Source organism: Micromonospora sp. WMMD1274 (assembly GCF_049179035.1).
Classification (GTDB): domain Bacteria; phylum Actinomycetota; class Actinomycetes; order Mycobacteriales; family Micromonosporaceae; genus Micromonospora; species Micromonospora tulbaghiae.
Genome location: NZ_JBMHMG010000001.1, coordinates 2,709,422 through 2,722,608 on the forward strand (window position 1 = coordinate 2,709,422; position 13,187 = coordinate 2,722,608).

The following is a 13,187-nucleotide window of genomic DNA, read 5'->3' on the forward strand; positions in this document are numbered from 1 at the left end:
GGGTGATCGGTGCGACACCGGCGGTCTGCCGACACGACCGCCGGACCGGACACTCCCGGCGGGCCCGAGCGTTGGTTACCGTAGGTGTCTCCCGCGGGGGAAGCGGTCCCCGCGTGTACTTCCGATCGAGGTTGCAGTGACGATGTACGGCGAGAAGATGCCGGCTGCCGACGACCGGCCCACCATCAAGGTGGCGGCGGTGAGCTGGCCCGGCGTCGAGATGGAGCCGGTCGCCACACCACCGGAGGGCGGCGGCAAGCCGGCACGCTCGCGACGGGCCCGGCTGCTGCTGGCCGGCGGGATCGTCGCGGCCGTGCTCGCCGGCGGCGTCGGCCTGGGTGCCTACGCGTACGCCGGTGACGTGCCCCGCGGCACCACGGTGCTCGGCACCGAGCTGGGCGGGCGGAGCAAGGCCGAAGCGGCCCAGGCGCTCCGCGCCGAGCTGGAACGCCGGGCCGACACGTTGAACACCCCGCTCGCGGTCACAGTCGGTGGGAACAAGGCCGAGCTGAAGCCGTCCGACGTGGGGCTCGCCATCGACGTGGAGGCGACTGTGGCGGCGGCCGCCGAGGCGGACGCGCACGCGGTGAGCCGACTCGTCGGCTCCCGGTCGGTCGAGCCGGTGGTCACCGTCGACCAGGCCAAGCTGGGGGCGGCCCTGCGCAAGGTGATGGGCGCGCAGGGGCGTGAGATGACCATGCCGGCGATCATCTGGACCGGGACCACACCGAAGCCCGTCTACCCGAAGCCGGCGCTGACGATCGACACCGACGGCGCCGCCGCCGTGGTCAAGGCCGGCTGGTTGGCCGCCGAGCCGGTCACCGTGCCGCTCGTCGAGAAGTGGCCGGCCACCACCCGCGAGGAGGTGGACCGGATCATCGCCGAACTGGCCCGGCCCGCGGTGGCCGCACCGGTCACGCTCACCACCGACGGAGGCTCGGTCACCGTCCCGCCCGCCGCCATCGCCCGGTCGCTGCGCTTCTCCGCCGACGACGCCGGCACGCTCACCCCGAAGGTCGACGTCAAGCGGCTGCGTACCGCGCTCGGCGACAAGCTGACCAAGCTCGAGGTCGAGCCGCGGGACGCCGGGCTGACCATCAGCGGCGGCAAGCCGAAGGTGCTGCCCAGCAAGGCCGGGCGCCAGGTCGACGCCGCCGCGCTCGGCCCGGCCCTGCTCGCGGTGCTGCCGAAGACCGAGGGCCGTACGGTGACCGCCGAGCTGAAGCCGGCCGCCCCCGAGCTGACCGAGGCGGAGCTGGCGAAGCTCGGCATCAAGGAGCGGGTGTCGACGTTCACCACCCACTTCACCGGTGGCCTTTCGTCGCCGCGCAGCCAGAACATCGTCCGGGCGGCGAAGGACGTGGACGGCGCGCTGGTGAAGCCCGGCGAGACGTTCTCGCTCAACGGGCACACCGGCGAACGCGGCTACGACCAGGGCTACAAGGACGCCCCGACGATCGTCGGCGGCAAGCTGGTGCCGGGCGTCGGCGGTGGCGTCTCGCAGTTCACCACCACGCTGTTCAACGCCACCTACTACGCCGGGCTGGAGGACGTCGAGCACAAGCCGCACTCGTTCTACTTCAGCCGCTACCCGGCGGTGATCGAGTCGACCATCTACTGGCCGCAGCTCGACTTCAAGTTCCGCAACAACACGCCCTACGGCGTACTGATCGACACGTCGTACACGTCCAGCTCGATCACCGTGTCGATCTGGAGCACCAAGATCTACGACAGCGTGAAGACCGAGTACGGCCCGCGCCGCAACATCACCCAGCCGAAGACGGTCTACCTGACGCCGGGGCCGACCTGCATCGCCGCTGCCGGCGCAGTCGGGTTCGCCCAGGACGCGTACCGGGTCATCAAGAAGGACGGCAAGGTGTTCAAGCGGGAGAAGTTCAGCTGGCGCTACGACGCCGAGCCGCGCTTCATCTGCGCCCCGAAGCCGGGCGGCGACGACTGATCCACCGAACGCGAGAAGGCCCCGCCGGAGATCCGGCGGGGCCTTTCCCATGCCTGTCACGGCCGTGCCGCGGCCAGCCCTTCGCGTACGCCGTCGGCGTCCCGATCGGTGCCGTAGACGGGCGTGTCCGGCTGCTGCCGCCAGCTCTCGTCCAGGGTGCCCGCGTCGACCGGGTCGAAGCCCAGCTCGTCCACCAGGCCCATGACGGTCCGCTTGGCGTCCGCGTCGTCGGCGGCCACCGGCAGCGCGATCCGGCCGGAGGTGCCCGCCGGCTTGCCCTCGTCCATCAGGTGCGCGGCCTGGATGTTGTTGAAGACCTTCACCACCCGCGCGCCCTTGAGGTGGTCAGCGGTCCAGCGGCTGGAGCTGAGGCTGCGGTCCAGCAGCTCGGGGATGTCGCCGTCCCGCTGGGGGTAGTAGTTGTTGGCGTCGACCACGAGCTTGCCGTCGAAGAGCGCCGCCGGGAGCTGCGGCACCGCCTTCAGCGGGATCGCGATGACCACCAGCTCGGCGCCCTGGACGGCGTCCTCCACCGACACGGCCCGGGCGCCGGTCTCGGCGGCCAGGTCGGCCAGGCTCTCCGGCCCGCGGGAGTTGGCCACCGCGACGTCGTGACCGAGTGAACGCAGACGACGGGTGAGGGTGCCCCCGATGTGCCCCGACCCGATGATTCCGATCTCCATGCCCACTCCTGTACCCCGTGCGGTCGGACCCGATCACGGTCCCGGCGTACGACACGTCACGTTTCGTACCGCCGAGCCGGCGGGCGAGCGTGCGTCGACGGTCCCGGCTCGACGGTACGAGACCGAGGCGGCCCGTCGTGGTGTTTTCCGAGGGGAACGCAATTGGGGAAGTGGCGGGCCGGTTCGCCAGTTCGGGGAAGTGGCGGGCCGACCCGCCAGTTCGGGGAAGTGACTGGGTCCGGGGTACTTCGTTGCCGCCACTTTGGGGAAATGGTGGGCGGGCCATCGCTCACACGCACCCAGGGCCGGCTTTGCGGCCGGTCTGGCGGGGGCGGACGCAATTCAGGGCCACCCCCGTGTGGGGGTGGCCCTGAATTGGAAGATTGTCCGGCGGTGTCCTACTCTCCCACACCCTCCCGAGTGCAGTACCATCGGCGCTGGAGGGCTTAGCTTCCGGGTTCGGAATGTGACCGGGCGTTTCCCCTCCGCCATGACCGCCGTAACTCTATGAACATGTCAACCAACCCAACAACATGGGTGGTGGTTTGTTCAGAGTTGCACAGTGGACGCGTAGCAGCTTAGTAGTCAAGTCCTCGGCCTATTAGTACCGGTCAACTGAACCCGTTACCGGGCTTACATTTCCGGCCTATCAACCCAGTCGTCTAGCTGGGGGCCTTACCCCACAAATGTGGGTGGGATACCTCATCTTGAAGCGAGCTTCCCGCTTAGATGCTTTCAGCGGTTATCCCTTCCGAACGTAGCTAACCAGCCGTGCCCCTGGCGGGACAACTGGCACACCAGAGGTTCGTCCGTCCCGGTCCTCTCGTACTAGGGACAGCCCTTCTCAAGTATCCTACGCGCACGGCGGATAGGGACCGAACTGTCTCACGACGTTCTAAACCCAGCTCGCGTACCGCTTTAATGGGCGAACAGCCCAACCCTTGGGACCTGCTACAGCCCCAGGATGCGACGAGCCGACATCGAGGTGCCAAACCATCCCGTCGATATGGACTCTTGGGGAAGATCAGCCTGTTATCCCCGGGGTACCTTTTATCCGTTGAGCGACACCGCTTCCACATGCCAGTGCCGGATCACTAGTCCCGACTTTCGTCCCTGCTCGACCTGTCAGTCTCACAGTCAAGCTCCCTTGTGCACTTGCACTCAACACCTGATTGCCAACCAGGCTGAGGGAACCTTTGGGCGCCTCCGTTACCCTTTAGGAGGCAACCGCCCCAGTTAAACTACCCACCAGACACTGTCCCTGAACCGGATAACGGTCCGAAGTTAGATACCCAAATCAACCAGAGTGGTATTTCAAGATTGCCTCCACCCATACTGGCGTATGGACTTCACCGGCTCCCACCTATCCTACACAAGCTAATTCAGATACCAATGTCAAGCTATAGTAAAGGTCCCGGGGTCTTTCCGTCCTGCCGCGCGTAACGAGCATCTTTACTCGTAATGCAATTTCGCCGGGCCTGTGGTTGAGACAGTGGGGAAGTCGTTACGCCATTCGTGCAGGTCGGAACTTACCCGACAAGGAATTTCGCTACCTTAGGATGGTTATAGTTACCACCGCCGTTTACTGGCGCTTAAGTTCTCCGCTTCGCCCCGAAGAGCTAACAGGTCCCCTTAACGTTCCAGCACCGGGCAGGCGTCAGTCCATATACATCGAATTACTTCTTCGCATGGACCTGTGTTTTTAGTAAACAGTCGCTTCCCCCTGCTCTCTGCGGCCATACAACGCTCCACCCGCGCGGGGCTTCACGTCTCCGGCCCCCCTTCTCCCTAAGTTACGGGGGCAATTTGCCGAGTTCCTTAACCACAGTTCGCCCGATCGCCTCGGTATTCTCTACCTGACCACCTGTGTCGGTTTGGGGTACGGGCCGCTAAGAACTCGCTAGAGGCTTTTCTCGGCAGCATAGGATCACTGACTTCACCTGAATCGGCTCGGCATCACGTCTCAGCCCTAGTGGTGTGCGGATTTGCCTACACACCGGCCTACACGCTTACCCCGGCACAACCACCGGCCGGGCTCAGCTACCTTCCTGCGTCACCCCATCGCTTGACTACTACCCGCCAGGTTCCCACGCTCCCCACCATTGGTCCGAAGACCGCCGGCAGCTCGGGTGGTTAGCACAACGAGGTTCGTCAGGGTCGCTCTTTCGCGGGTACGGGAATATCAACCCGTTGTCCATCGACTACGCCTCTCGGCCTCGCCTTAGGTCCCGACTCACCCAGGGCGGATTAGCCTGGCCCTGGAACCCTTGGTCATCCGGCGGAAGGGTTTCTCACCCTTCTTTCGCTACTCATGCCTGCATTCTCACTCGTGCCGCGTCCACAACTGGGTCACCCCGCTGCTTCACCCCCGGCACGACGCTCCCCTACCCATCCACACACCTGCACCCGGCATCAAGGCCAGGCGAAGTTATTATGTGAATGCCACAGCTTCGGCGGTGTGCTTGAGCCCCGCTACATTGTCGGCGCGGAACCACTTGACCAGTGAGCTATTACGCACTCTTTAAAGGGTGGCTGCTTCTAAGCCAACCTCCTGGTTGTCTATGCGACCCCACATCCTTTTCCACTTAGCACACGCTTAGGGGCCTTAGCTGGTGATCTGGGCTGTTTCCCTCTCGACTACGAAGCTTATCCCCCGCAGTCTCACTGCCGCGCTCTCACTTACCGGCATTCGGAGTTTGGCTGATTTCGGTAAGCTTGTGGGCCCCCTAGACCATCCAGTGCTCTACCTCCGGCAAGAAACACGCGACGCTGCACCTAAATGCATTTCGGGGAGAACCAGCTATCACGGAGTTTGATTGGCCTTTCACCCCTAACCACAGGTCATCCCCCAACTTTTCAACGTTGGTGGGTTCGGCCCTCCACGCGGTCTTACCCGCGCTTCAGCCTGCCCATGGCTAGATCACTCCGCTTCGGGTCTAGAGCATGCGACTAAAAACGCCCTATTCAGACTCGCTTTCGCTACGGCTCCCCCACACGGGTTAACCTCGCCACATGCCACTAACTCGCAGGCTCATTCTTCAAAAGGCACGCCGTCACCCCGCAAGGCTCCGACGGATTGTAGGCGAACGGTTTCAGGTACTATTTCACTCCCCTCCCGGGGTACTTTTCACCATTCCCTCACGGTACTCGTCCGCTATCGGTCACCAGGAAGTATTTAGGCTTACCAGGTGGTCCTGGCAGATTCACGGCAGATTTCAGGAGTCCGCCGCTACTCGGGAACACCCACAGAAGACCAGCAGCTTTCACCTACCGGACTATCACCGTCTACGGTCAGCCATTCCAGACTGTTCGACTAACCACTGGCTTTGTAACTCCTCGAACAAGTGTCAGCTTGTTCAGCAGGGTCCCACAACCCCGACCACGCAACCCCTGACAGGTATCACACGCCGCCGGTTTAGCCTCAATCCGCTTTCGCTCGCCACTACTCACGGAATCACTATTTGTTTTCTCTTCCTACGGGTACTGAGATGTTTCACTTCCCCGCGTTCCCCCCACACACCCTATGTGTTCAGGTGCGGGTGACATCACATGACTGATGCCGGGTTTCCCCATTCGGACACCCTGGGATCACAGCTTGGTTGACAGCTCCCCCAGGCCTATCGCGGCCTCCCACGTCCTTCATCGGCTCCTGGTGCCAAGGCATCCACCGTTCGCCCTTGACAACTTGACCACAAAGATGCTCGCGTCCACTGTGCAATTCTCAACAAACAACCAACCCACAACCCACAGCCCCACACCAGAACCCGACAACCCGCCGGCGGTATGCGAGACCAGGCCATGCCTGGCGCCTCCACCCCCGGGAACACCGTCCACAGGGGCATCTCAAGGCTCTGAAAAAACAACCACTCGGGTTGTTCTTTCAGGACCCAACAGGGTGCTTACATCCCGCGCCAGCCGCACCAGGTTCTCGTTCCCACCACCCCGAAGAGCAGCTGTACTAGAAGAACCAGGCCGTTGCCGGCGCCGAACTTGCCAGTGTCTCCGCCATCTGAGCACCCCGACCCGACATTCGCGGGCCGCGGGCTCCATACCACCTTTCGGTGGATGGTGCTCCTTAGAAAGGAGGTGATCCAGCCGCACCTTCCGGTACGGCTACCTTGTTACGACTTCGTCCCAATCGCCAGCCCCACCTTCGACGGCTCCCTCCACAAGGGTTGGGCCACCGGCTTCGGGTGTTGCCGACTTTCGTGACGTGACGGGCGGTGTGTACAAGGCCCGGGAACGTATTCACCGCAGCGTTGCTGATCTGCGATTACTAGCGACTCCGACTTCACGGGGTCGAGTTGCAGACCCCGATCCGAACTGAGACCGGCTTTTTGGGATTCGCTCCACCTCACGGTATCGCAGCCCATTGTACCGGCCATTGTAGCATGCGTGAAGCCCTGGACATAAGGGGCATGATGACTTGACGTCATCCCCACCTTCCTCCGAGTTGACCCCGGCAGTCTTCGATGAGTCCCCGCCATAACGCGCTGGCAACATCGAACGAGGGTTGCGCTCGTTGCGGGACTTAACCCAACATCTCACGACACGAGCTGACGACAGCCATGCACCACCTGTGACCGCCCCCGAAGGACCTGCCATCTCTGACAGTTTTGCGGCCATGTCAAACCCAGGTAAGGTTCTTCGCGTTGCATCGAATTAATCCGCATGCTCCGCCGCTTGTGCGGGCCCCCGTCAATTCCTTTGAGTTTTAGCCTTGCGGCCGTACTCCCCAGGCGGGGCGCTTAATGCGTTAGCTGCGGCACAGGGAACCGGAGAGGCCCCCCACACCTAGCGCCCAACGTTTACAGCGTGGACTACCAGGGTATCTAATCCTGTTCGCTCCCCACGCTTTCGCTCCTCAGCGTCAGTATCGGCCCAGAGACCCGCCTTCGCCACCGGTGTTCCTCCTGATATCTGCGCATTTCACCGCTACACCAGGAATTCCAGTCTCCCCTACCGAACTCTAGCCTGCCCGTATCGACTGCAGGCCCGCAGTTGAGCTGCGGGTTTTCACAGTCGACGCGACAAGCCGCCTACGAGCTCTTTACGCCCAATAAATCCGGACAACGCTCGCGCCCTACGTCTTACCGCGGCTGCTGGCACGTAGTTGGCCGGCGCTTCTTCTGCAGGTACCGTCACTTACGCTTCGTCCCTGCTGAAAGAGGTTTACAACCCGAAGGCCGTCATCCCTCACGCGGCGTCGCTGCATCAGGCTTCCGCCCATTGTGCAATATTCCCCACTGCTGCCTCCCGTAGGAGTCTGGGCCGTGTCTCAGTCCCAGTGTGGCCGGTCGCCCTCTCAGGCCGGCTACCCGTCGTCGCCTTGGTAGGCCATCACCCCACCAACAAGCTGATAGGCCGCGAGCCCATCCCAAGCCGAAAAACTTTCCACCAAACACCATGCGGTGCAAGGTCATATTCGGTATTAGCCCCGGTTTCCCGGGGTTATCCCAAAGCCTGGGGCAGGTTGCTCACGTGTTACTCACCCGTTCGCCGCTCGAGTACCCCGAAGGGCCTTTCCGCTCGACTTGCATGTGTTAAGCACGCCGCCAGCGTTCGTCCTGAGCCAGGATCAAACTCTCCAACAAAAACTTGTCGAACAGCATCCTGACAACAAAAGTGTTGCCAAAGGAATCCCAACCAGCCAGACAACAGCCTGACCAGTCCGGGGTATAAAACAATTGGCACTGGCTTTACAAGCACCCTGTTGAGTTCTCAAAGAACAACCACACACCAACCAGAAGCCCCGCGCTAGCGGAACCCCGACCGGGGTAATTCGTTCAGCTGCCCGCCGCTCTCGCACCGGGCACTTTACTACGTTACCTCACCGTCTCTGCCGTGTCAAACCGTGTGTCCCGGTCTGTCATGCTTCGTACGGGTTGGCGCCGCTGAGCATGCGCAGCAGTCACCCGTTGCGCTTGATCATCGGATTTGGCAGGCCGGCCGCCCGCGGTTTCCCGCTGGCCCGTCCGTTTCCCTGCCGGTCGACAACCTTACCCGGTCGATTCCGCTCCGCCAAATCCGCCCTGCGGCGTTTCAGCGGGCCTCGCCCGGACCGCGTCCTCGCAAGACCTCAGTCTTGGTCGGACCCGGCGCCAGCCCTGTTCGGTGCTCCCGGGCTTTCGTCCCGTTTGCCCCGTTCCGCGCTGGCAGAGAGAAAGTTACGCGTCTCCAGGTTTGATCGTCAAATCGGGGGGTAGCGGCGCGCGTCACACCCGTCCCGCTCCCGTTGACCAAGGACTTCACGTCCCGATTCGAGCCCTCCGAGGACACCAACTCCTTGATCACCGGAGCGAGAGCTGGGCCGGGGGTGAGGACGGGCCGGGGCGGGTCAGGCGGTGGGGCGGCGGGCGGCACGCCATGCCCTGATGCCCAGGACTCCCACAGTCGTGCCGATGGCCAGGGACGCGGCGATCAGCAGGGCGTGTACCCACAGGAAGCCGGTCGGGCTGCCCTCGCCGACGGCGCCGGCCGACCAGGCGCGCTCGTCGTTCCAGATGGCGACCGCGAACCTCGGCCAGATCGCCCACGTCCAGACTCCGACGGCGACCAGGAACAGCGACCAACCACGTGACAGGACCATGGTCGGCCAGTATGCCAGCGGTGCCGTCCGCCCAGGTCAGGCCCGCGGCCGGCGCAGCTCGCGTTTCCGTTCCCGCCCCCGGGGCACTGTTCTGTCGAGCCGATTCGACGGAGGTGCCACCGATGCAGCCGTTCAACCCGTGGACCTGGCGGGATCCGTCCGCCCTGGCCGGTGGGTACGACCAGACCCGGCCGGGCGACGTGCCGGAACAGCGCACCGGCGAGGCGGACGACGGCCCGGACGCCCCCGGCCCGGGTACGCCGATCGACCTCACCGGCTACCGGGTGGAGGCGACGGACGGCCGGATCGGCTCCATCGACGAGGCGAGCGACGACGCCGACGCGCGGTACCTGGTGGTGGACACCGGCCCGTGGATCTTCGGCAAGAAGGTGCTGCTGCCGGCCGGGACGGTGGCCCAGGTCGACCACCTGGACCGCGTCGTGCACGTGGACCGCACCCGGGAGCAGGTGAAGGAGTCCCCCGCGTTCGACAGCGACCACTTCGCGCACCCCGACTACCGGGAGCGGGTCGGCAGCTACTACACCGAGAGCTATCGACAGCAGTAAGCCCGGCAGGAGCACTGCGGGAGGCAGCGGCGCAGGCCGGTGAGCGGATACCGTGTCAGTCATGGTCCGGCCGCGCAGCTGCCTCCCGGAGACCCGCAGAGGTCTCCCGGGCCACGCTGTCGACGGCCGGGAGCAGATCCTCGACGTACTCCGTGCCGGCGGACTCCGTTTCCGCGCCGGCGGGCGATGGCGGCGCTCGTTCTGACGAGCCCGCTCCACCGACCCGGGTGACACCCGGGTCGCGTTTCCCCGCCAGCGAACGGCACGAAAGGCGTACGGCCATGTCCTCTGCACGCATGCTCACCGGCGACCGCCCGACCGGGCGACTGCACCTCGGCCACTACGTGGGCAGCATCGCCAACCGGGTGCGGCTGCACCAGCGCTACGAGAGCTTCTTCATCATCGCCGACCTGCACATGCTCACCACGCGCAACAGCCGCGCGGACATCGAGCAGGTCGCCCACAACGCCCGCGAGATGGTCACCGACATCCTCGCCGCCGGGGTGGAGCCGGAACGGGCGACGTTCTACCTCCAGTCCGCGATCCCCGAGGTCGGCGACCTGAACACGCTGTTCCAGAACCTCATCACGGTGCCCCGGCTGGAACGGGTGCCGTCGCTGAAGGAGATGACCCGGGACGCCGGCAAGGACGAGATGCCGTACGGCCTGCTCGGTTATCCGGTCCTCCAGGCCGCCGACATCCTCTGCGTGAAGGGACAGGTCGTGCCGGTCGGGAAGGACAACGCCGCGCACGTCGAGGTGACCCGGGAGATCGCCCGGCGGTTCAACCACCTCTACGGCGAGGTCTTCCCGGTCCCCGACATGATCATGTCGGACACGCCCACGCTCGTCGGCACCGACGGCGCCGGGAAGATGAGCAAGAGCAAGGGGAACGCGATCGCGCTCTCCGACGACGCGACGACGGTGCGCCGCAAGGTGATGGGGATGTACACCGACCCGAACCGGGTCCGCGCCGACGTGCCCGGCACGGTCGAGGGGAACCCGGTCTTCGAGTACCACGACATCTTCAACCCGGACCGGGCTCAGGTGGCGGACCTCAAGGCCCGCTACCGGGCCGGCCGGGTCGGTGACGTGGAGGTCAAGGAGGCGCTGGCGACGGCGCTCAACCGGTTCCTGGACCCCATCCGGGAGCGCCGGACCCGCTTCGAGGCGCAGCCCGGCCTGGTCGACGAGCTGATCGTCACCGGCACCGAGCGGACCCGTGAACAGGTGCGTCGCACGCTCGTCGAGGTCCGCCGGGCGATGGGCCTGAGCAGCGCGTACACGCAGGTGCGGCGCCGGGCCGAGCGCTACCGCAAGGCCGTCGCGACCTCGGCCTGACCACGAGCCGGTCCGGGGTACGCGGTTGCGCCGACCCCGGACCGGCCGGTTACGCTGCCGACATGGCCAGCTCGCACGCGTACCCGATGACGTCCTCCGACGTCCGGCTCGGCGCGCTGCGACGCCGGCGGTCCCGCGACCGCCTGCGCTGAGCCTTCCCCTCCTGCGACCGGCGGATCGAGCCGCCGGTCGTCATCGATCGTCCTCGCTCCGCCGTCGCGTTCCCGTCAGGTGATCCGCGCGGCGGATCCACAGCGAGATCGGCGTACTCATGGATCTTGAAAGATTGCTCACCGACCGGCTGGCGCCTGCGTTCGCGGCGGTGGCCGGCGGGCCGGTGGACCCGGCCGTGCGGCGTTCGCAGCACGCGGACTTCCAGTCCGACGCGGCGCTGGGGCTGGCCCGGCGGCTCGGCCGGCCGCCGCGGGAGATCGCCGCGGAGGTACGGGAGCGCGCGGCGCTGGCCGACGTATGCGCGGCGGTCGAGGTGTCCGGTCCGGGTTTCCTCAACCTGACGGTGGCCGGGCACGCGCTCGGCGGGCTGGTGTCCGTGATGGCCGCCGACTCGCGGCTCGGCGTGCCGCCCGTGGCCGAGCCGGAGACGGTGGTGGTCGACTACTCGGGGCCGAACGTGGCGAAGGAGATGCACGTCGGGCACCTGCGGTCGACGGTGATCGGGGACGCGGCGGCGCGGACGCTGGAGTGGCTCGGGCACCGGGTGCTGCGCGCCAACCACCTCGGCGACTGGGGCACACCGTTCGGCATGCTGATCGAGCACCTGCTCGACCTGGGCGAGGCCGGGGCGGCGCAGGAGCTGTCCATGGGTGACCTGGACGGGTTCTACAAGGCGGCGCGGGCGAAGTTCGACGACGACGAGGCGTTCCGGGAGCGGTCGCGGCAGCGGGTGGTGGCGTTGCAGGGCGGCGACCCGGCGACGTTGCGGCTGTGGCGGCTGCTGGTGACGCAGTCGGAGAGCTACTTCCTGACCGTGTACGACCTGCTCGACGTGACGCTGACCGGCGACGACTTCCGGGGCGAGAGCAGCTACCACGACCAGCTCGCCCCGACTGTCGAGGAGCTGGACCGGCTCGGGCTGCTGCGGCGCAGCGACGGCGCGGACTGCGTGTTCCCGCCCGGCTCGGTGGGCCGTGACGGCGAGCCGCTGCCGCTGATCGTGCGCAAGTCCGACGGCGGGTACGGCTACCCGGCCACCGATCTGGCCGCGCTGCGGCACCGGACCGGCGCGCTCGGCGCGACCCGGCTGCTCTACGTGGTCGGGCTGCCGCAGCGGCGGCACTTCGAGATGGTGTTCGCGGTCGCCGCGCAGGCCGGATGGCTGGCCGCGCCGGTGCGGGCCGAGCACGTCGGGTTCGGCTCGATCCTCGGCCCGGACGGGCGGATGCTGCGCAGCCGGGCCGGCGGGTCGGTGAAGCTGGCCGGGCTGCTCACGGAGGCGGTCCAGCGGGCCACCACGCTGGCCCGGGAGCGCAATCCGGAGCTGGGCGAGGCGGAGGCCGCCGAGGTGGGGCGCGCGGTCGGCGTCGGCGCGATCAAGTACGCCGACCTGTCCGGCGACCGGCAGAAGGACTACGTGCTGGACTGGGAACGGATGCTGTCGCTGGACGGGAACACAGCGCCGTATCTGCAGTACGCGTACTCCCGGGTCCGGTCGATCCTCCGGCGGGCCGGCGCGGCGGCGCGCCCGGACGCGGCGGTCTCGCTGGCCGAGCCGGCCGAGCGGGCGCTCGCCATGGAACTGGTCGGCTTCGCCGCGGTGGTCGACGAGGTGGCGGGCAGCCTGGAGTTCCACCGGCTGACCGCGTACCTGCACCGGCTGGCGGTCGCGTTCAGCGCGTTCTACGAGCGCTGCCCGGTGCTGCGGGCCGAGGGGCCGGTCCGGGAGAGCCGGCTCGTGCTGTGCGAGCTGACCGGGCGGGTGCTGCGGCAGGGCCTGGACCTGCTCGGCATCCGTACCCCGGAACGGTTGTGAGGCCGAGGGGTCACGGGAAGCCCGCGCGGCGGCTAGCGTGACGCATCGATCGAACGAGA

6 protein-coding genes and 3 rRNA genes are annotated in these 13,187 nt (G+C 66.1%); 4 read left to right on the forward strand and 5 right to left on the reverse strand.

Annotated features, from left to right (window positions below):
- Positions 1–142: 142 nt before the first annotated feature.
- Positions 143–1,960 carry a VanW family protein gene (locus ACN27D_RS12470; RefSeq protein ID WP_199733162.1) on the forward strand — a complete coding sequence of 606 codons (1,818 nt, stop codon included), beginning with the start codon at positions 143–145 and terminating at the stop codon, positions 1,958–1,960.
- 56 nt (positions 1,961–2,016) lie between these two features.
- Here the strand turns inward: ACN27D_RS12470 and ACN27D_RS12475 are convergent, their stop codons facing one another.
- The 5 genes from ACN27D_RS12475 to ACN27D_RS12495 all read right to left on the reverse strand — a co-directional run bounded on the left by ACN27D_RS12475 (position 2,017) and on the right by ACN27D_RS12495 (position 9,232).
- A complete protein-coding gene (locus ACN27D_RS12475; protein ID WP_121684559.1) occupies positions 2,017–2,643 on the reverse strand; it encodes an NADPH-dependent F420 reductase in 627 nt (208 codons plus the stop codon).
- Positions 2,644–3,028: 385 nt separating this feature from the next.
- Positions 3,029–3,145, reverse strand: a 5S ribosomal RNA gene (gene rrf, locus ACN27D_RS12480).
- Positions 3,146–3,224: 79 nt separating this feature from the next.
- Positions 3,225–6,334 (reverse strand): 23S ribosomal RNA (locus ACN27D_RS12485).
- A gap of 388 nt (positions 6,335–6,722) precedes the next feature.
- Positions 6,723–8,237 (reverse strand): 16S ribosomal RNA (locus ACN27D_RS12490).
- Together the 16S, 23S and 5S rRNA genes form the textbook arrangement of a ribosomal RNA operon.
- A 743-nt stretch (positions 8,238–8,980) precedes the next feature.
- Entirely contained in the window at positions 8,981–9,232 is a 252-nt protein-coding gene (locus ACN27D_RS12495; protein WP_120572650.1) for an SCO4848 family membrane protein, read from the reverse strand.
- A gap of 122 nt (positions 9,233–9,354) precedes the next feature.
- Here ACN27D_RS12495 and ACN27D_RS12500 point away from each other — a divergent pair, with 122 nt between their 5' ends.
- The 3 genes from ACN27D_RS12500 to argS all read left to right on the forward strand — a co-directional run bounded on the left by ACN27D_RS12500 (position 9,355) and on the right by argS (position 13,128).
- Complete coding sequence (locus ACN27D_RS12500) at positions 9,355–9,798, forward strand: PRC-barrel domain-containing protein (protein WP_357898665.1); 444 nt, start codon at positions 9,355–9,357, stop codon at positions 9,796–9,798.
- Between the two features lie 281 nt (positions 9,799–10,079).
- Positions 10,080–11,138: a tryptophan--tRNA ligase gene (gene trpS / locus ACN27D_RS12505; RefSeq protein ID WP_357898662.1), complete on the forward strand. Its 1,059-nt coding sequence runs from the start codon at positions 10,080–10,082 to the stop codon at positions 11,136–11,138.
- 271 nt (positions 11,139–11,409) lie between these two features.
- Positions 11,410–13,128 (forward strand): arginine--tRNA ligase, encoded by a 1,719-nt coding sequence (argS, locus tag ACN27D_RS12510; protein ID WP_421499144.1) that lies wholly within the window; start codon positions 11,410–11,412, stop codon positions 13,126–13,128.
- The last annotated feature ends 59 nt before the right edge of the window (positions 13,129–13,187 follow it).

Bases quoted from the DNA above. Each gene is read 5' to 3' on its own strand.
- ACN27D_RS12470 (WP_199733162.1), top strand. From the start codon at position 143: ATGTACGGCGAGAAGATGCCGGCTGCCGACGACCGGCCCACCATCAAG.
- ACN27D_RS12475 (WP_121684559.1), bottom strand. From the start codon at position 2,643: ATGGAGATCGGAATCATCGGGTCGGGGCACATCGGGGGCACCCTCACC.
- ACN27D_RS12495 (WP_120572650.1), bottom strand. From the start codon at position 9,232: ATGGTCCTGTCACGTGGTTGGTCGCTGTTCCTGGTCGCCGTCGGAGTC.
- ACN27D_RS12500 (WP_357898665.1), top strand. From the start codon at position 9,355: ATGCAGCCGTTCAACCCGTGGACCTGGCGGGATCCGTCCGCCCTGGCC.
- trpS (WP_357898662.1), top strand. From the start codon at position 10,080: ATGTCCTCTGCACGCATGCTCACCGGCGACCGCCCGACCGGGCGACTG.
- argS (WP_421499144.1), top strand. From the start codon at position 11,410: ATGGATCTTGAAAGATTGCTCACCGACCGGCTGGCGCCTGCGTTCGCG.